Genomic DNA, 21555 nt, shown 5'->3' on the forward strand with positions numbered 1-21555 from the left:
CATAATGAAAACCATCGAAATAGACGAAGAATTATATCAATTTATTGCAGCACAAACTAAACATATTGGTGAAGATGCATCAAGTATTTTGCGTCGTTTGTTAAAGATCAATCAACCTGTAAAAACAACAATTAGTACTACCAGTCAAGCAGACAATCAATATACCTTATTTAATGACTTACTAACGAGTGATACTTTTGTTAATGAAAAATCAATTATAAATCGGTTTATATTGTTACTTGGTGCGCTTTACAATTATAACCCAGCTTTATTTTCAATTGCGGCTACATCACTGCATGGCAGTAAACGGCAATATTTGGCGAAAGATAAAGAGTCATTAGAAACATCCGGTAAAAATACAAAGCCGCGTGAAGTAATTGGCACGCCGTATTGGGTGATCAGCAATACCAATACAGCCCGAAAAATCTATATTATTGAATCAATTATGAGTGATATGGGTATATCAGAAAATATGATTAATCGAGTGATTGAAATTTTTTCATCGCAGAATAAATAAAATCACATGCTTTTATTAAAGAATAAACAACTATAGCTTGTAGCATAGATATAAATAGATAATTTATGAAAGAGGAGTATAAAATGGCAAACCCTAGCCGGGCAGGATTATTAGCTGAACCGTCTGATCTCATTGACGTTGAAGCATTAAGAAATAATTACTATAGCATTAGCCCTGATATAGAAAACGCAAGTCAATTAGTGATTTTTGGTACCTCAGGTCACCGCGGTAGTTCCAACAAAGGTACCTTTAATGAGGATCATATTTTAGCCGTTGCTCAAGCTATAGCAGAATACCGTCAGGCAAATAATATTACGGGTCCATGTTTTATTGGTCAAGACACCCATGCTTTGTCAGAGTTGGCATTAAAATCAGTATTAGAAGTGTTTGTCGCTAATGAACAAACCGTTGTTATCGCTCGAGATTGGGGATTTACCCCAACGCCAGTTATTTCACATGCTATTTTAACGTATAACCTTGGCAAACAATCACAATTGGCTGATGGTATTGTAATTACGCCTTCGCATAATCCGCCTGAAGATGGTGGTATTAAATATAATCCGACTAATGGTGGTCCGGCCGATACGCATATCACTAAGCAAATCGAAAATCGCGCTAACGAATTACTAAAAAATAAACTTAATGGCGTGAAGCGTGTTTCTTTAGACAAAGCGATTAACTCCTCTTACATACATACTAAAGAGTACGAAACTGATTATGTAAATGATCTTGAAAACATTTTAGATTTAGCATTAATTAAATCTTCTGATCTTAATATTGGCGTTGATCCATTAGGGGGAGCCGGTATCACCTATTGGCCAAGAATTGCTGACAAATATGGTATTAAACTTAATATTGTCAACAATAAAATCGATCCGACCTTTAGCTTTATGCACCTTGATCATGATGAAGTGATTAGAATGGATTGTTCTAGTCGCTGGGCAATGGCGGGATTATTGCAATTAAAAGATAAGTTTGACTTAGCGTTTGGTAACGATACCGATTTTGACCGTCATGGTATTGTAACGCCAAAAGGATTGATGAATCCAAATGCTTACCTTTCTGTTTGTGTGAATTATTTATTCCAAAATCGTCCACAATGGCATAAAGACATAGCTATTGGTAAAACATTAGTAACGAGTTCAATGATCGACCGCGTCGCCAATAGCCTTAATAAAAAATATTTAGAATATCCAGTTGGCTTTAAATGGTATGCTGATGGTCTTTACAATGGAACATTAGGTTTTGCCGGCGAAGAAAGTGCTGGCGCCTCTTTTTTAAGAACGAATGGAAAAGTTTGGGCAACCGATAAAGATGGTATTATTTTATGTTTGCTAGCAGCTGAAATGACGGCAAAAACAGGAAAAAATCCACAAGAACAATACCAAGAACTTGAAGCAAAATTTGGTGTTTCATATTATGGACGGCTCCAAGCACCGGCCTCTTTTACTGAGAAACAAAAATTAGCTAAACTTGATGCCAGCCAGTTAACGACAGACCAGCTTGCTGGTGAAAAAATTACCCAATGTTTAACTACGGCGCCGGCAAATAATGCACCAATTGGTGGATTGAAAGTGATAACTGAAAACGGTTGGTTTGCAGCTCGACCTTCAGGCACAGAAGACGCTTACAAAATTTATGCTGAAAGTTTTATCAGTAACGATCATTTAGCAACATTACAAAAAGAAGCGCAAGAAATTGTTGCCAAAGCTATCAAATAACTGCCATGTATTTTGCTGATTTAACTTAAAATCAGCAAAGGTTATTGAGTTGTTTGTCGTGTTCATAACAATTTGTACAGCAATAAAAATTCTGCCCAGATCACTATTTGTGTCTGGGCAAATTTTTTACTTCACTCATTTATAAATAATAGATTCTAAGTTTGTTGGCAATCTTGCCCTCATCAGGGCTCAATTATCAAGTTTTTTAGAGTATAAAACACACAACAACATGATCTGAACAGTGGTAAATCGTTTATTAAGCCAATATGTGTTTTTTATTTTTGTAATACCCCCACCTCAACTCAGTATATAAAACAACTAATAACAAAATTGAGGCTATAATATCATCACAGTTATGGACTAACACAAGCAATATGATATGAACTAAAGCTTGGTTCGTTATACCACATGTCCCCATCACCAGCATCAATTCTTATTGGATTACCTTGATAAGTCTCCATCGCCCAATACCAATCTCCAGGATGATCAGAAGCCCAGTTTGTGCCAGGATAATGAATAGGTTGATTAAACATGGTTCCCCATTCGTTAAATAATCCGCCTATCCATTTGCCGTTCGTTCCTCTATAACTTAATTGACGACGGTAACCATTTATATTACGCCCAGGTATTCCGCCAGACCAAATCGAAGTATTAGCATTAGTATAATCAGCCACACTTGGCAGTCGATAACCAATGCCTCGACAATAAGATATTGCGCTACTCTGATTTGAAACAAGATCAACTGATGGGGTGAGATACCAACGTTGTATAGTAAAACTGTAGAGTATATTCTGCTTAGCTTTGTCAGAATATAACTGAAAGGTAACCGGAGAAAAACTTTTATTGGCAGTTGAAGTTGTTGGCCCTTTTAGTACTATTTTTACCGCACTTACACTACTACTATTACCCCAACCCGGCGTATTTTCCGCTGATAGCAATAACGTAACATTACCTGAACTTGATTTAATTGTGCTACCATTGATATTGACGACTTCTTGCGGTGTTATTCCGCTTAATAACAAATAAAATCTTAAATTATCTGAACCGGTACTTGGAAAATTTTTAGCAGCTGTATTAATATCTTGTGGAATAAATCCTTTTCCTTTGCCCCAATCGGGACCATCTAAATCTTGATATTGCGTATTATTACTTGAATCGTTTGCTAGATTAGGTTGTGCGTAACAAACTGTCGGTTTATGAGAAATTTGATAACGTTTAGTCACTGGCACATAATCACTTTCTTTAGGAATGCCATATTTAGAATAAGTTTTTAATTGTGCGGTAATCTCTAACGTTAATGGCAGTGTATACGCATTATCACAAGCCAATCTTTGACTAATATTGGTTAACGCTTTACCATTTGCATCATACCAATTAGAACTCGTGAAACTGAGTAGAAAAGGTTTATAAGTATCTATCTGATCGCCATCTTTATCGGCATAGTTTAATTTATTATCTAACGAATCATAGTAAAAGTTTTTAACTGCAAAACTTGATGGTTTTAAATTACCGTCAAAAAGATTAACTTCATTCCCTTTCATATTACTGCTTGCTTCACTATAAAATACACCACCTACGGTAAATCCATGTTTACTAGCGGCCAAATCTATATTGGCTACTTGCGGTGCATTCCCTTCTATTGCTTTCGCTGTCGCGGCGATCAATGCGTTGGCACAAGTAAAAGGGAGTAACAGTAAGCCAACAATTATTAGGGTTGTCTTTTTAAAAAAGAGATGAAGATAAAGCGTATTAAGCATTAAACCTATAGGTTTGTTAACAAGCTTAAAATAAATAAAAAAATGTTCTAATAACGACGCTTTAAAGTAAGTCAATAATTGTTTTTTTGTTAAACCCTTAGATATGGGGATCACACCCGATCGAAGACAAAATAATATAAAACGATATCCCTTTTCAATCATATTTTTACCGCTCCTTGTAACGCTATACCTGTTTTTTGGCAGAAATCTATATGGTTATTTTCGTTTAATTAAAAATTATTTTTTTCATATATTTCAATACCATAAAAGTAAAAATGATTTGGGTATCATAAAGTAATTAATATCACCTGTAACGGTTATTTATGTTAAAAATTGTCATTGATTGTTAATTATTTCAAATTTACGATTTTTTGTTCCTATTAATTTCAAACAGTGAGATTTATTGAATGACTGATAGCAATTTTGACAAACGTTGTTAGTTTTAAAAGAATCTAGCAGAGAGATTGATATTTAAATTTTATCTAGAGTAGTCAAACGCAGAAAATATAACTATGCAATAACTGAAACAATTTATTTAAAAATAACAAATTGTTTTATAGAGAATTAATTATGTTAGATTGGGATCATTTAATCAATGATCCCTGTTTTTTTTTGGATTTTAAACACCTGCACGATAGTTAGGTGGTTCTTTAGTAATAAGTACATCATGTACATGACTTTCTTTCATGCCTGCACCAGTAATACGATAGAATTTAGCTTTTGTGCGTAATTCATCAATTGTGGCACAACCAGTTAATCCCATACAAGAGCGTAATCCGCCCATTTGTTGATGGACGATTTCTTTCAATAAGCCTTTATAAGCGATACGACCTTCAATCCCTTCAGGTACTAATTTATCAGCGGCATTATCAGTTTGGAAATATCGATCTGAAGAACCTTTCGCCATTGCACCTAATGACCCCATTCCACGATAAGATTTATAAGCTCGGCCTTGGAATAATTCAATTTCACCGGGTGCTTCTTCGGTTCCAGCAAACATCGATCCAACCATAACACACGAAGCACCTGCTGCAATCGCTTTAGCAATATCACCCGAAAAACGTATGCCACCATCGGCAATAACTGGGATATTGTATTTTTGTGCCATCTCTACAGCGTCCATAATCGCTGTAATTTGTGGTACGCCCACACCAGTGACAATACGCGTTGTACAAATTGAACCTGGACCAATCCCAACTTTAACTGCACTCACACCCGCCTCGATCAAGGCTTTTGCACCTTCGGCCGTTGCAACATTACCACCTATTATTTGTAAATCAGGATACGCTTTTCGAGCTTGACGAATACGTTCAAGAACGCCTTCGGAGTGACCATGTGAAGAGTCAATTAACAGCACATCGACACCCGCTTCGACTAAGGCAGCAATGCGCTCCTCATTTCCAGCACCAGCACCTACCGCAGCACCGACACGCAAGCGTCCTTTTTCATCTTTACAAGCATTCGGTTTTTGCTCCGCTTTATTGTAATCTTTAACGGTGATCATGCCTTTTAAGTGGAATTTATCATCAACGACTAATACTTTTTCAACGCGGTGTTCATGCATTTTTTGCAGAACACTTTCACGTTTTTCACCTTCATTGACCGTTACTAAACGTTCTTTAGGGGTCATCACTGCAGTAACCGGTAACGACAAATCGGTGGCAAATCTTACATCCCGTGCAGTAATAATCCCCACTAATTCTTGCGATTTGGTGACAACAGGAAAACCGGCAAAGCCATACTCTTTAGCAAGATCAATAACATGCTGTATTGTTGCTGTTGGTAACACTGAAACTGGATCTTGTACAATACCACTTTCATGCTTTTTAACACGCTTAACATGATTTGCTTGAACGTCTATTGGCATATTTTTATGAATAAAACCAATTCCACCTTCTTGAGCAAGGGCTATAGCCAGATCGGATTCGGTAACCGTATCCATTGCAGCTGAAAGCATTGGAATATTAAGTTTTATTGTTTTCGTTAATTGAGTACTAATATCAGCAGTGTTAGGTAATACAGATGAGTGAGCGGGAACTAATAACACATCATCAAATGTGAGGGCTTCTTTTACGATACGAGACATGACAATATTCACCATTGAGTTGAATTGTTGATAAAATATTGCCGACGTATTCTACCTTTCTTTTTTATGAAAAACTAGTTAAATTTAATATTTTATTAAGTGTTTGTTCACTTACATATCAAAAAATTTAACTTACTCATAATCATTATTAATCTCTTTTTGCGCCATCATAATATAATTCACATCGACATTCGATCCTAATGTAAATTGATTTTTGAGTAAATGATATTCCATTCCGATAATATCTTTAACCACTAAACCTGATTGTTCAACCCATAGCATTAACTCTGACGGACGAATAAATTTATTGGCGTCATGTGTGCCTTTTGGTACTAGTCTTGCAATATATTCAGCACCATAAATCAACATTAATTTAGCTTTATAATTGCGATTAATGGTTGATAAAAATAGTTTTCCGCCAGGTTTAAGTAATTTTGCACAAGCGTTAATGATAGAAAAGGGATCGGGAACATGTTCTAATAATTCCATACACGTAATCATATCATAATAATCACTTTTTTGGTCAGCATGCTCTTCAACGGTCTGTTTTAAATATGTGATAGAAAGACCACTTTGTTGTGCATGGCATTTTGCCACTTGTAATGATTCATCAGCTAGATCGATTGCCGTAACATTAGCACCGAGTTTGGCTAAACTTTCAGATAAAATTCCCCCACCACATCCTACATCTAATACATTTTTTTGCTCTAATGAGCCACACTTTTGCTTAACATAGTCTACTCGTAATGGATTAATAATATGTAGTGGCTTACATTTACCATTGGGATCCCACCATTGGGCAGCCATCTGTGAAAATTTATTGATTTCATTAATATCGATATTTTGTGACATGATTATGTATTATAAGATTATCAAAACTGAAATTAACTATATTCTAACTATCAGTAATTATCAACAAATTGCCCAAACTATTCTTAGTTCATTAATTATGATGATCATAATAAAAACCTAATAGAAATTACAGCTGGCTGGGTACGTTCATTCAATCGTTTATTTTTATTATCAAAATAAGTTTTTTCTACTCTACTTGTAGGCTAATTTTTATTGACATTAATTTAATGAACAAAGTCAATCTAATAGAATAATTAATATAAAAATTATTCAGTAATAGATGCTAATTTACTAATAACGTCAAGCTAAAATTTTAGACAGATATAGTAAATAAAGTAATGTTTTCTTGTTTATAGCTTGGTTTCATGGCATGATCTAACACTTAATTTTTTTAATAAAAAAGCTTTTTGAGCATTTGTTTACACTAAAATTAAACGTTTAATTAAGAGTAAAGGAAAAGATATTCATGAGTACAGGTACTATGAAGAAAAGTCACTCGCAGTGGAGCTCTCGCATGGGATTTATGCTTGCAGCGGCGGGTTCTGCAGTGGGTTTAGGTAATATTTGGAAATTTCCATATATGGCAGGTGAAATGGGTGGTTCAGCATTTGTACTCACCTATTTACTGTTCATGTTCATGATTGGACTACCAATTTTAGTTTTAGAATGGTTAATTGGTCGCCGCGGGCAAAAAAATCCGATTCATACAATGGAAGATGTCGCCGCTTCTGAGGGACGTTCTAAATCATGGCGTTGGGTTGGTATTATTGGTGTACTTGGCTCATTTTTAATTTTATCTTTTTATAGTGTAATCGGTGGATGGGCTACAGATTATATTGTGCTGGCAGCAGAAGGGACCTTTGAAAACGCAACAGGCGAAATTACCGGACAAATTTTTACTGACTTCCTTGGTAATGTGACTAGTTTACTCACTTGGCATACCGTATTTATGTTTGCAACTGCATTTATTGTTGCCTTAGGTGTCGGAGCAGGTTTAGAGCGTGGCTGTAAAGTGATGATGCCAGGTTTAGGCATTTTACTATTAGTATTAGTAGGTTACGCGGCTTATGCAAGTGGACCGTCTTTTGGTGTAGCTTGTGAATTCTTATTCTCACCTAACTGGTCAGCATTAAACGGCACAGCTATTTTAGCTGCGTTGGGACATGCATTTTTCAGTCTATCATTAGGTATGGGTATTATGATGGCATATGGCTCTTACTTAGGACAGGATGTTAACTTGTTATCAACCGCCCGTACAGTCGTGATATTAGATGTTATTGTGGCTGTTTTATCTGGCTTAGCGATTTTCCCATTAGTTTTTGCCAACAATCTAACACCAGGTTCTGGTCCAGGCTTAATATTTGTTACGTTACCAATTGCATTTGGTAATATGGGTGGTGGTTTAATTTTAGGTATTTTATTCTTTATCTTTTTAACTTTTGCTGCATTAACCTCTTCTATCTCTTTACTTGAGCCAACAGTTGAATTGCTAGAAGAAAAAACACATATGGGCCGTAAAACAGCAACCGCTGTAAGTAGTATTATTATTTGGGCATTAGGTATTGCCTGTATTTTATCGTTCAACAAATGGGCCGATGTAACGCTATTTGGCAAAAATATTTTTGATATTCTTGACTACATAACCAGTAAAATTATGTTGCCGGTCACAGGACTAGGTACGGTTATTTTTGGTGCATGGATGATGAATCAAAAACGCATCCGTCAAGAGCTCAACTTAAATTCATTCTGGACTATTGTTTGGACTTTATTGACACGATTTGTTATTCCAGTAGCAATTATCGCGATTCTTATTTTTGGATTTACACCAGAATAATCATTAGAAAGTTGTTAATCAGCCCTGAATTAATGTCAGGGCTTTTTTGGCAACTTTACAAAAAACCAGCAAACTACCCACTAAATTTGCAAACGTCTATTGAAAACGATTTTTTTATTCCCATATACCAATACAATAATAAATCATATGGTTAAAACAATGTTATTCGATTAACGTTAATACCCTTTTGTATTGATATTTTTTTAAAATAATCGTTAAAGTATATCAATGAGTTAACAATCATTATGGTCGCAATCGTTAATTGAATTTACTTAATAGAGTAAGAGGTACTAGTCAATGAGTAAGCAAGGAACCGAAACACGAGGATTTCAATCCGAAGTTAAACAGATTCTTCATTTAATGATCCACTCTTTATATTCTAATAAAGAGATATTTTTACGTGAACTAATCTCTAATGCATCTGATGCTGCCGATAAACTCCGTTTTAAAGCATTAGAAAACCCAAATCTATACGCCGGTGATGGTGAACTAGGCGTACGTATTTCAACCGATAAAGATGCTGGTACGCTAACAATCTCGGATAACGGTATTGGTATGACTCGTGACGAAGTCATTGAAAATCTTGGCACTATTGCTAAGTCAGGCACCAAAGCATTTTTAGAATCAATTGGTAGCGATCAAGCTAAAGATAGTCAGTTAATTGGCCAATTTGGTGTCGGTTTTTACTCCGCATTTATCGTTGCTGATAAAGTGACCGTTAGAACGCGCGCCGCTACTGCAAATGCAGATGAAGCCGTCATGTGGGAATCAGCCGGAGAAGGTGAATACACTATTTCTGATGATCATAAAGAAACCCGAGGAACTGAAATCACATTACATTTAAAAGACGATGAAAAAGAGTTTTTAGATGACTGGCGTTTACGATCAATTATCAGCAAATATTCTGATCATATTTCTCTTCCGGTTGAAGTACAAACCACAGACGAAGAAAGTAAAGAAGTTAAATGGGAAAAAGTTAATAAAGCTCAAGCGCTTTGGACAAGAAGCAAATCTGAAATAACTGATGAAGAATATAAAGAGTTTTATAAACATATTTCTCACGATTTTGCCGATCCTTTAAGCTGGAGTCATAATCGCGTTGAAGGTAAACAAGAGTATACTAGTTTACTTTATATCCCATCTAAAGCACCTTGGGATATGTGGAATCGTGATAACAAACACGGCTTAAAACTCTATGTTCAACGCGTATTTATTATGGATGATGCGGAACAATTTATGCCTAACTATTTACGTTTTGTGAAGGGATTAATTGATTCAAATGATCTACCACTAAATGTATCGCGTGAAATTCTGCAAGACAATAAAATTACCCAAAGTTTACGTAATGCGTGTACTAAACGTGTATTACAGATGCTTGAAAAATTAGACAAAGACGACAAACAACAGTATCAACAATTCTGGAGTGAGTTTGGTTTAGTATTAAAAGAAGGTACAGGTGAAGACTTTGCTAACCGTGAAGCGATAGCTAAATTATTGCGTTTTGCTACAACCCATAGTGATAGTGATGCACAAACTGTCTCATTAGAAGACTACATTAGCCGCATGCAAGATGGTCAGGAAAAAATTTACTATATTACTGCTGATAGTTATGGCGCAGCAAAAAATAGTCCTCATCTTGAGTTATTCCGTAAAAAAGGTATTGAAGTTTTATTACTTTCTGATCGTATTGATGAATGGATGATGAGCAATTTAACTGAATTTGATGGTAAACAATTCCAATCAATCAGCAAATCAGACGAATCAATCGAAAAATTAGCCGATCAAGATAGTGAAGCACAAAAACAAGTTGAAAAAGAACTTGAACCATTTATTGAGAGAGTCAAAAAAGTATTAGGTGATAAAGTTAAAGAAGTCAAATTAACCCATCGCTTAACGGATACGCCAGCAATTGTGACTACGGCTGCTGATGAAATGACAACACAAATGGCTAAACTCTTTGCCGCAGCAGGACAAAAAGCGCCAGATATAAAATATACTTTTGAGATTAATCCTGATCACAGCTTGGTTAAACGCATTGCCGATACCCAAGATGAAGCTGCATTCAAGGATTGGATTGAATTATTATTAGATCAGTCGCTGCTTGCCGAAAAAGGTTCGCTTAGTGATCCGAGTAAATTTATTCAGACAATGAATAAGTTACTGGCTCAATAATTTTTTTAATCTAATGTTAAAGTGCAAACCCGATATTGACCAATGTATCGGGTTTTTTGTTATTTTTTCCTCAAAAAGCAATAAAATTTTGTTGGAATTATGATAAATATCACACTTTTTGATATTTTAACTTTCCATTTTCGATTAGCTATTCATAATATTTTAACCGATAAATTAAATCCTAAGCTATGAAAGTTCATAAAATACTTAATAATAATGTAGTTATTACGCTTGATGCTAAAGGCAATGAATTAATTGTAACGGGTAGAGGCGTTGGCTTTAAAAAACGTGAAGGTGATTTAATTGATCCAACCCTAATTGAAAAGCAGTTTTCATTAACCAATAAAGAAACTTTGCCCAAATTTGCTGAGTTACTTTCTGAAATTCCAATTGAAGTACTCACCACTTCAGAAATTATTATTCAACATGCCAAGCAATTTATAGAAGGAAAACTACAAGATAGTATTTATATTTCACTCACTGATCATATTCATTTTGCCATAGAGCGTCATAAGCAAGGATTTGACATTCCAAATAGTTTCTTGTGGGAAATAAAAAAACTCTACCCCAAAGAGTTCCAAATGGGGTTATACGCTTTATCGGTAATAAAAGATCGTTTGAATATTGAATTACCCGAAGACGAAGCCGGCTTTATCACTTTTCATATTATTAATGCACAGCTAAATGATACCATGCCAAATATCGTCAAAATGACAAAGATTATGCGGGAAATCCTTAATATTGTAAAATATCATTTCAACTTCGAATATGATGAAGATTGTTTATCTTATCAGCGGTTTGTAACACATTTGAAATTTTTTGCTCATCGAATTTTAAACCAAAGCAAACAAGTACAACAAGATGCTTCACTGTATCAGATAATTCGGCAAAAATATGAGCACGCTTACCTTTGTACCAAACAAATAGACTTACATCTAATTCAACAATATCAGCACCCTCTTACCGATGACGAAAGTTTATATTTAACCATCCACATTGAACGTTTACGTAATGAGCTTAAAACGCAATAATGTGAAATAGATCACATTTTTGTAATGACTTTCAAAAAGTGATATTTACTTTTCACAATTTATGTTAGCCTAACTTCATAATTTTTGGATTGTTATTGCATAATAGAACAATAAATTATGCAAGCAAAACCTAATCACCTTGAACAAAGGTGGTTAGGTTTTTTTTTGCTTTTAATAAGGATAAGGTATGAAAAACAGAGGGCTTGCCGAATCAATTATTCAACACGTTGGTGGAAAAGAGAACATTACCAGTTTAGTTCATTGTGCAACTCGATTACGCTTTGTATTGAAAGATGACAATAAAGCTGATGCCGATATTTTAAAAAAACAAAAAGGTGTAATTACTGTTGTACAAAGCGGTGGGCAATTTCAGGTCGTTATTGGTAACAATGTTGCTGATGTGTTTAACGATATTATGGAATTAACCAAATTAAATGAAATTTCTCAACCAAACAGTTCATCAGGTAAAAAATCGGGCATTTTATCTAAATTAATTGATTTAGTTTCTGGTATATTTATTCCTGCATTAGCTATCATCGTTGCGGGCGGTATTTTAAAAGGCCTCATATCATTATTGCAAGTATTGAATCTTGTTCAGCCTGCGACACCAACCTATAATTTTTTATTTGCGATTGCCGATGCGCCTTTTTACTACTTACCACTAATTTTAGGTTTTTCTGCCGTGAAAAAATTTGGTGGTAATCCTTACGTTGGTATGGCAATTGGCGGCGCTTTAGTCCACCCCAATATAGTCAATATGATGGGGAGTGCTTTAGCCCTTAAAACGGAATTCTTCTCTATTCCGATAAACCTTATTCCCTATGCATCTTCTGTCTTTCCAATCATCTTAGCGAGTTGGTTTTATTGCTTATTAGAAAGAAGCTTTAATAAAATATTACATGACTCGTTTAAAAAGTTTATTTCGCCCCTGCTTGGGTTACTAATTACTGTGCCATTAACTTTTGCAGTTATTGGTCCTGTGGTCTCATTTTTAAGCGATATTGTAGCTGCTGGTATTATTTATGTATATCAACTCAACTCAATTATTGCCTCAATGATTTTAGCTGCAGTTTGGCAAGTGATGGTTATTTTTGGTATTCATTGGGGATTAGTCCCGTTTGCCATGAATAACTTATCTATCAGTGGCGAAGATTTTATGCTACCAATTTTATTCCCAGCGGTTTTTGCACAAGTGGGGGCTGTTTTAGCGGTGATGCTAAGAGCAAAAGATCCACAATTTAAAGCATTGGCCAGTTCATCCGTTTTATCGGGCATTTTTGGGGTAACAGAACCGGCTATTTATGGTGTTAATTTACCGTTAAAAAGACCCTTTGTGATTGGCTGTCTAGCCGCTACAGTTGGTGGCGGTATTGTGGGTTACTTCCATACGGTAATTTACTCATTTAGTTTTATTAGTATCTTTTCATTTTTACAATTAATTCCTGCTGAAGGTATCGATGAAAGATTTTATGCGGTCGTTGTGGGTTGTTTAATCTCATTTATGCTTGCCTTGATTGCTACTTATCTTTTTGGAATTGCGAAAGATAAACGCGATGTAATCGGACAAAACGAACAACAAACTGAAAAACAACATGATAAAGTTAATGACAGCAGCGTTACCTTATTTAGCCCAATGACAGGTGAGTTAATTGCTTTAAATAAAGTTAATGACCCTACTTTTGCCAATGAACTAATGGGAAAAGGTGTAGCGATAATACCAACAATTGGTCAAGCTGTTGCACCCGATGATGGTGAAGTGGTCTCACTATTTAGAACTAAACACGCGATTGGATTACAAACTGATTCAGGTGCTGAAATTTTAATTCATATTGGTATTGATACTGTTAAATTAGAGGGTCAATACTTTGAAGCTCACGTACAAGCTGGCAGTAAAGTCAAGAAAGGTGATCTACTTGTTAGCTTTGATATAGATGCTATTAAACAAGCTGGATTTGAAGTCACTACACCAATTATCGTAACAAATACAGATAATTATCAAGATATTCAATGTATTTTTAAACAAGATAATATTCAAATTGGTGATGCATTATTGGCATTATCGACAAATAAGGAGTAAAACATGTCAACAAAATTTCCTGAAGATTTTTTATGGGGCGGTGCGATTGCCGCCAATCAAGTAGAAGGGGCATTTCGTGAAGATGGCAAAGGGCTATCGACCTCGGACTGTACACCTAATGGACTATTTGGTGATATTGTTGATCGTAATGAACATAACATTACTAGTATTAAAGATCGAGCAATCGATTTTTATCACCGCTATCCGGAAGATGTTGCACTATTTGCACAAATGGGCTTTACCTGTTTACGCACTTCTATTGCATGGACTAGGATCTTTCCAAATGGCGATGAAACTCAGCCTAATGAGGCAGGGCTTGCTTTTTACGATAAGCTATTTGATGAAATGATAAAACACAATATTAAACCATTAGTTACTTTATCTCATTACGAAATGCCTTACCACTTAGTTACACAATATGGTGGCTGGGCAAACCGTAAAGTGATCGACTTTTTTACCCTTTATGCTAAAACAGTTTTTGAACGCTATAAAAATAAAGTAAAACTTTGGTTAACCTTTAATGAAATCAATATGTCATTACACGAACCGTTTACCGGTGTTGGGCTTGCCCGCAATAGCAGCAAAGCACAAATTTACCAAGCGATTCATCATCAACTTGTCGCGAGTAGCCGAGCAGTAAAACTATGCCACAACATGATTCCTGATGCAAAAATCGGTAATATGTTATTGGGTGCTGTTGCCTACCCACTTACACCAAAACCAGAAGATGTATGGGCTACTCATCAAGAAAATCATGGTTGGTTATTTTTTGGTGATGTACAAGTGCGTGGATACTATCCAACCTATATGCACCGATTTTTTAAAGAGAACAATATTAAACTAACAATAACAGAGCAAGATCATGAAGATCTTAAAGAAACGATCGATTTTGTTTCATTTAGTTATTATATGAGTTGCTGCGCAACAGCGGATGAATCACAAAAAACGAAAGGTAACATTTTAGATATGGTGCCAAATCCTTATCTAAAAGCTTCTGAATGGGGATGGCAAATCGATCCTATTGGTATTCGTTATTTACTTAATATGCTTTATGAACGTTATCAAAAACCGCTATTTATTGTCGAAAATGGTTTAGGTGCTAAAGATAAACTTGAGGATAACGGCACTGTCAACGACGACTATCGAATTAATTATATGAATGATCACCTTGTGCAAATTCGAGAAGCAATCAATGATGGTGTACAAGTCATGGGATACACGAGTTGGGGACCCATTGATCTTATCAGTGCCTCAAAAGCAGAAGTAACCAAACGTTATGGTTTTATTTATGTCGATCTTAATCAAGATGGTTCAGGTAGCTTAACGCGTTATAAAAAGAAAAGTTTTTATTGGTATCAATCTGTCATCGCCTCAAATGGTGAAACATTAAAATAAACGATAAAGTGATTAGTCTATCATTGACTAATTGCGAGTTAAAAAGTAGTTAATTATTGTGTCAAGGCAGAATGGTTAGCTACTTTACTAAAAAGTTAGAACTAGAATATGAAAAAAATAATCATAAAAACACTCGTTACCGTAAATTTGATTGCATCTAGCCTATTAATCACGAGTTGTGCTCAATTATCATCAAATTCATCACAAGACACGATCACCATCTATTTTGCTCGTCATGGAAAAACACTTTTCAATAGTTATGATTTGGTTCAAGGATGGGCTGACTCGCCTTTAACTGAACAAGGTATTGAAGTTGCTCGCTATTTAGGTGAAGGCCTTAAAGATATTAAATTTGATGCTTACTATACCAGTGATGCAGGTCGCCAGCGCGAAACAATGCAAGTATTGCTAGCACAAAAAGGGGTAAAAGATTATAAAATCCAAGAACTGAAAGGTTTACGTGAAGTATTTTATGGTGGTTTTGAAGGTGGGCCGAATGCCAAAATGGTTAACGCCAGTATGGATTCTTTGGGTTATAAATCTGTCGACAGTTTTTATAAAAGCTATAAAGAAGGTAAGATTTCTGTCGCTGCATTGACGAATGCTATTGCCAAAGCTGATCCTAAACATCAAGCCGAAGATTATCAACAAGTTAAACAGCGTACACAAGCAGCGCTAAAGACTATCGTTAATAATGCAATCAAACATCACCAAAAAAATGTGTTAGCGATTTCATCTGGAATGTCAATGCAAGTAATGATTTCTGATCTTACTGACAACAGCAATAAAAATAAACCATTATCGAATGCAACAGTCGTTAAAATTGTTTACAAAAACGGCCAATACAACGTGGTTGAAATAGGCAACATGCATTATGTTGAAAAAGGTAAATCTACCTTAAAAAATTAGACCGACAAAAAATTGAGCAGATTGGATTGTTACTGCCATGGCAGGCAAAACCTAAATGTTTAGTAAAAAATAAAAACTTATAAATATTAATTATTTTAAATTTTGAATATAAACACTTTAGGAATTTAGGAATGAAATTAAAATCCCTCACTGTTATACTTTTTAGCTTGACGAGTAGTCTTGTGGTAGCTAATGAATCGACATCAAAATATGAACCTAAATCAATAGCTGATAATGAATTTTTTAAAGATACCAAAATCGTGCTAACAACCAAAAACTATTGGAAGTATTTAAAAGAAGAAGCCGAAAATCCAAAAACAGTTCACAATGCATGGGGGCATGGCGTTGCAGTAAGTTATCAATCCGGTTATTTGGCTGATTTTATTAGTTTACATGCTGATTTTTATCGAGCATTTCGTTTAGCTGCCAGTGATCACTTTGCAAGTCGAGGCGTACTTTACAATAAAGGCAATAAAGCCAAAAGTAGCAATGCCGGTGGCTACACTAAAATAGGCCAACGTTATGTAAAATTAAAAGCGAAAGTAGCTGATGTTAATCTTAATGGTAATATTGGCTGGCATACAATGAAAAACTTTGGGGTTATTTCTAATACTACTCGCCTATCGCCAACAACTTATCAAGGCTATAGCGCAACATTAAATTACGGTGAAGTGACATTAAAAGGGGCTTATATAACGCATTCAATTTCTCGCGACTCTCCCGATAAAAAACAGTTTAAAAGTCGTGATGGCAAACACACCATTGATTATATTGCCACAGGCGATATTTCACTAAAAAATAAATTTTACAGCGTTGAATATGCCATTGGTGAAAGCAAAGACTATTTACGCCGTCAAATCTTTTTAGGTAGCATTAAACCAATCGATAAGTTAACAATTGGCACCCAACTATATTTTACCAAATCGCTAAATAATTATAAAAAAATGGCACTAAGCAAACGTTATTTTGATAAACATGCCAATCACTATGCCGCTGATGTCAAATGGCAAGATGATAAGTGGGGAGCTAAAATTGGCATTGCCTATACTGATGCTAAAAAAGGTCAAGGACAGTTAGGCTATTATCATCGCCATATGTCTAGCCACTCACGCGGTACATTTATGTCTATGACGCAAGCAGGCGAAGATTATTTACGACATGGCGAACGAGCATTATCAACAATCATTGATTATAAGCTATATCCCGATTTAACGCTTGGTTTAACTGCAAATTATGGGGAGTTTAAATTCAGGCACACAACCGTACGCTCAAGCGAATTTAACCTGTTCACCAGCTGGATCCCGACCAATAATAGTTTAAAAGGGTTAACCCTTTGGGGAATGGTTGGGCCCGGATGGTCTTATAAACATAAAAATCGCACACCCATTTTACGAAATGGTAAATCACAAACTGCACAGTTCTTAGGTGCTGAATTTATTGCAGAATACCGTTTTAACTTATTATAAATCAGAACACTATGAGGTACTTTTTATGAAAACATTAATAAAATCTTCAAGTTTGTTATTGGTATTTCTTTTTACGATAACAAATGCTTTCGCTCAAGATGTCTATCTTTATGTTACTCGACATGGTAAAACCATGTTCAATAATGTACATCGTGTTCAGGGGTGGTCTGATACCCCATTAACCAAACCTGGTATTGACGTTGCTCAGCAACTTGGTCGAGGGTTAAAAGATGTTGATTTTATTTCGGTCTATTCTAGTGATTTAGGACGAGCAAGGCAAACTGCACGTATTATTCTCGAAACAAAAGGTGTGCCAGTGCAAATAAACGAAATGGAAGGATTACGGGAAAATTGCTTTGGCGAATATGAAGGTGATCTTGACCCTAATATGTGGAATCCGGCAGCCAAACATTTAGGTTACGCATCTGATAAAGATCTTATGGACGATTTAGCAAAAGGTAAAGTAACACTTAAAAAAATGATCGACGCGATTGCTGCTGTTGAAAAATCAGGAGAAGCAGAAGACTATAATAAAGTAAAAACTCGCATGCAAGAATCATTAAAAATGATTGCAGAATCAGCCAAAGCACAAGGTGGCGGTAACGTTTTAGTCGTATCGCATGGTTTGGCAATTATGGCAATGGTTGAAGAGCTGTTAGATAAACCGATAACCGCAGGTTTAGGTAATGCAAGTGTAACTAAAATTCGTTATACCGATGATGGCAAATTTATTGTTGAAAGTTTAGGTGATATGAGTTATGTCGAAAAAGGCAAACAATAATATCTAACAGTTAAAAGATGCCCCCTCAACATTGGGGCATCTTTAACTCAACATACTTTTTGCAATTAAAAAAATGATAGAATTTGTTACAATAAACCTGCACAATTAATCAATTATTTCAAGTGATAACATTAAAAAGGTCAGCATGTTTTATCTATCTCAATACCAATCACCTATGGGCTCAATCAGTCTAGCAAGTCAACAAAATAAATTAGTTGGCGTTTGGATTGAAGGACAAAAATATTTCGGTACCATTCTCAAAGCAGAAAAACAATATCATGCAAACCTACCCATCTTTAATCAGACAAAAAAATGGCTCGATGATTATTTTGCAGGGAAAAAACCTAACATTAAGCAACTTGAACTCGCGCCACAAGGTACCCCTTTTCAACACTTAGTCTGGCAAATTTTGTGTCAGATCCCTTACGGGCATGTAATCACCTATGGCAATATAGCCAAACAAATTGCACTACAAACAAATAAGGCTAGCATGTCAAGCCAAGCCGTTGGCGGTGCGGTTGGTCATAATCCTATATCCATTATTATCCCCTGTCATCGAGTTGTTGGTGCCAATGGTAATTTAACCGGTTATGCTGGTGGCATAGATAAAAAAATTAAACTACTTGAAATAGAAGGCTTAGATATGACACAATTTTTTACACCCCGTAAAGGTACAGCACTTTAAAAGTTAAAATAATAATCGACTAAAAGTAAATCAGATGACTACACTGATCCATTTTTAATGGTTGAAAAATAACCGTTATCTAGCAAATTATCATTCATTTATCGTGGTGATTGCTTAAAGATTATGGTGTTTTTTAAGCGCTTTGCTGTTAGACATTGCCTTGATTTATTTTGGTAAACGCTGAACTAAAAATCCCACTTACAGATTAAAAAATCAGCATAAATATTTTATTATTTATCAATACGCTACTTTTATCATACATAACTTAATGAACAACATGACTATATAACCTACAGAGTAAATTTACCTAGTCGTTTAACTGGTTAAATATGTAAGATTTATTGGTAAATAGATGGCTGTAATTCACTTAACTCAAGTCGTTTTTATGAAAATGATAAAAAGTTAGCGATTAATTCCAATATAAATTTAAGTGAATTAAGTTAAAAAATTTATCTGTTTAGCACAGTTATCTATAATTATTATTTACGCTCAACTGAAGTATCTTTTAACTGTTGCTAAGTTATCAATAAAGCACCGTTATCTGTTTATTTTTTATGCATTCATTTTAAAAAATTTTGCTTGTCGCTTAGCGACAAGACAAAATTTTGTTTTCTCTCTAATAATATAATCATCACAATGCGTTTTTTCTTACCCTTGTAAGTTGCATAGCCCATTAGTAGATGGCACTAACCATCATAATGAGATCAAATATACCATTGTAAAAATTATTTAGCCTTTACAGGCAACTAAATGTTGATAAGTAACAGAATAAGTATTTACATTACCTGCTCTTGCATCAGCAACAAACATATAACTACCAGTAAGATGAACACTAGATGTCCAATAGAATGCTTTTCCATCCAAAGCTTGTACAAAGTTACCCCATTGCGAATCCGGATAAGCAGCAAAATTTGTAAATCCCCATTCTGGGAACACGCCTTGTCCTATCGCCCGTGTAAAGGTGTTCATACTGGTATCCCAATCAACATTAGGCGCTATATTATTTTGTGGTGAATTAGTAAACACTGAAATAGCCGGTATATTTTGGATGCCACCACATCGATTTTTTGCACTCTCAAAATCCATATAATTACTACCTTGTGGAATTATCCAAATACTTGTTGGATTAAAGGTATAAGTAAAAACTTTGGAGTTATCTCTTTTGGTGACAATACTTACTGTTACATTACCAGTCGGTTTATCTTTGATTTTAACAAATCCTTGCGGATCAACCGAAACCTGCCCACCAGGGTTAGCTATGATACTATAACTATAATCAGTTTGTGCACCTGACATAACTAACTGAAACTTAGCGCCAGGAAAACCAGTTGTTGGAAACGTCGCTTTCGATACAGTAGGATTGACCTTAAATCCCATATCTGGAACATAATCTGCCGTAAAACCACCACCGTGAATCGGATGACGACTGGTACGATTAACATCATTCCAAGCTTCACCACTGCCATCGGCATTATAACTAATCCATTGATTAGATTTGTTAACAATTGTTGCATTAGGTTTAGCATAACAAAGTAGAGGTTTAGAAGAAATTTGATAACGTTTTACTATTGGCACATAATCACTTTCCCGAGGGATACCATATTTAGAATAGGTCTTTACTTGTGTTGTTATTTCAAGCGTTAATGGCATCGGATAACCACTTCCGCACCCCATTGTTTTACTAATATCTGTAATTAATTTTCCATTACCGTCATACCACTGTTTACTGGTAAATGAAAGTAAAAATGGCTTTGATGCATCTATCCCATCACCATCTTTATCCGCATAATTTAATGTGTTATCCAATGAATTATAGTAAAAATTCTTAACGATAAAATCAGCAGGGCTTAACTCACCACTAAATTCCTTAATTACATCACCTTTGATATTGTTACTTGCTTCACTGTAAAAAATACCATTAACCGTAAATCCTTGCTTATTCGCTGCCAAATCGATATTTATCACTTCCGGCGCACTACCTTCTATCGCTTTCGCTGTCGTTGTACTTAATGCTTGAGCGGTATGAGTCGTCAATAAAATAAAAAATATCAATAAAGAACATTGCGCTAATGTCGATTGAATTAATTTAAAATAATCTTTTACATATAAATTATTTAACGAAATAATGCTCGAAAAGTGTTTAAGGAAATATAAAAATTTTAAAAATGTGAAAAAAGAGATAAAAGTCGATAAGTGCGAGGATAATCCACTGACGCGATGACTTGTTGTAACTAGACTATCTAATAATGCCCGATGCCCGATGCCCGATGCC

The 21555-nt window shown here is 35.2% G+C and carries 14 protein-coding genes and 1 pseudogene; 11 read left to right on the forward strand and 4 right to left on the reverse strand.

The features are described from left to right. The first annotated feature begins 4 nt into the window (after window positions 1-4). Window positions 5-517: a hypothetical protein gene (locus J3U59_RS07865; RefSeq protein WP_267333049.1), complete on the forward strand. Its 513-nt coding sequence runs from the start codon at window positions 5-7 to the stop codon at window positions 515-517. Window positions 518-600: 83 nt separating this feature from the next. Beyond that, window positions 601-2238 (forward strand): phosphoglucomutase (alpha-D-glucose-1,6-bisphosphate-dependent), encoded by a 1638-nt coding sequence (gene pgm / locus J3U59_RS07870; RefSeq protein ID WP_267333050.1) that lies wholly within the window; start codon window positions 601-603, stop codon window positions 2236-2238. A 353-nt stretch (window positions 2239-2591) separates the two neighbouring features. Here the strand turns inward: pgm and J3U59_RS07875 are convergent, their stop codons facing one another. The 3 genes from J3U59_RS07875 to ubiG form a co-directional block, all read right to left on the reverse strand. Continuing rightward, window positions 2592-4157, reverse strand: coding sequence for a hypothetical protein (locus tag J3U59_RS07875; protein ID WP_267333051.1), 1566 nt, complete (start codon window positions 4155-4157; stop codon window positions 2592-2594). A gap of 457 nt (window positions 4158-4614) precedes the next feature. Continuing rightward, window positions 4615-6081, reverse strand: coding sequence for an IMP dehydrogenase (gene guaB, locus J3U59_RS07880; protein ID WP_267333052.1), 1467 nt, complete (start codon window positions 6079-6081; stop codon window positions 4615-4617). 132 nt (window positions 6082-6213) lie between these two features. Beyond that, window positions 6214-6933 (reverse strand): bifunctional 2-polyprenyl-6-hydroxyphenol methylase/3-demethylubiquinol 3-O-methyltransferase UbiG, encoded by a 720-nt coding sequence (gene ubiG, locus J3U59_RS07885; RefSeq protein WP_267333053.1) that lies wholly within the window; start codon window positions 6931-6933, stop codon window positions 6214-6216. Window positions 6934-7399: 466 nt separating this feature from the next. Here ubiG and J3U59_RS07890 point away from each other — a divergent pair, with 466 nt between their 5' ends. From J3U59_RS07890 to J3U59_RS07930, 9 genes are all read left to right on the forward strand, one after another. Further along, the gene (locus J3U59_RS07890; protein ID WP_267333054.1) at window positions 7400-8767 is read left to right on the forward strand and encodes a sodium-dependent transporter; all 1368 of its coding nucleotides are present in this window, start codon (window positions 7400-7402) and stop codon (window positions 8765-8767) included. A 297-nt stretch (window positions 8768-9064) separates the two neighbouring features. Then, on the forward strand, window positions 9065-10939 hold the full coding sequence (htpG, locus tag J3U59_RS07895; RefSeq protein ID WP_267333055.1) for a molecular chaperone HtpG: 1875 nt from the start codon (window positions 9065-9067) through the stop codon (window positions 10937-10939). 188 nt (window positions 10940-11127) lie between these two features. Further along, the gene (licT, locus tag J3U59_RS07900; RefSeq protein ID WP_267333056.1) at window positions 11128-11970 is read left to right on the forward strand and encodes a BglG family transcription antiterminator LicT; all 843 of its coding nucleotides are present in this window, start codon (window positions 11128-11130) and stop codon (window positions 11968-11970) included. 187 nt (window positions 11971-12157) lie between these two features. Continuing rightward, the gene (locus tag J3U59_RS07905; protein WP_267333057.1) at window positions 12158-14047 is read left to right on the forward strand and encodes a beta-glucoside-specific PTS transporter subunit IIABC; all 1890 of its coding nucleotides are present in this window, start codon (window positions 12158-12160) and stop codon (window positions 14045-14047) included. 3 nt (window positions 14048-14050) lie between these two features. Then, complete coding sequence (locus tag J3U59_RS07910; protein WP_267333058.1) at window positions 14051-15442, forward strand: glycoside hydrolase family 1 protein; 1392 nt, start codon at window positions 14051-14053, stop codon at window positions 15440-15442. A 108-nt stretch (window positions 15443-15550) separates the two neighbouring features. Further along, complete coding sequence (locus tag J3U59_RS07915; RefSeq protein WP_267333059.1) at window positions 15551-16351, forward strand: histidine phosphatase family protein; 801 nt, start codon at window positions 15551-15553, stop codon at window positions 16349-16351. Window positions 16352-16482: 131 nt separating this feature from the next. Further along, on the forward strand, window positions 16483-17817 hold the full coding sequence (locus J3U59_RS07920; RefSeq protein WP_267333060.1) for an OprD family outer membrane porin: 1335 nt from the start codon (window positions 16483-16485) through the stop codon (window positions 17815-17817). 25 nt (window positions 17818-17842) lie between these two features. Continuing rightward, entirely contained in the window at window positions 17843-18598 is a 756-nt protein-coding gene (locus J3U59_RS07925; protein ID WP_267333061.1) for a histidine phosphatase family protein, read from the forward strand. A 145-nt stretch (window positions 18599-18743) separates the two neighbouring features. After that, on the forward strand, window positions 18744-19283 hold the full coding sequence (locus J3U59_RS07930; protein WP_267333062.1) for a methylated-DNA--[protein]-cysteine S-methyltransferase: 540 nt from the start codon (window positions 18744-18746) through the stop codon (window positions 19281-19283). Window positions 19284-20012: 729 nt separating this feature from the next. On the opposite strand, the pseudogene J3U59_RS07935 reads toward J3U59_RS07930, so the two are convergent. Next, a pseudogene (locus J3U59_RS07935) lies at window positions 20013-21555 on the reverse strand (hypothetical protein); the annotation flags it as partial.

Origin of the sequence: Gilliamella sp. B3783 (genome assembly GCF_026536125.1) — a bacterium.
Lineage (GTDB): Bacteria > Pseudomonadota > Gammaproteobacteria > Enterobacterales > Orbaceae > Gilliamella.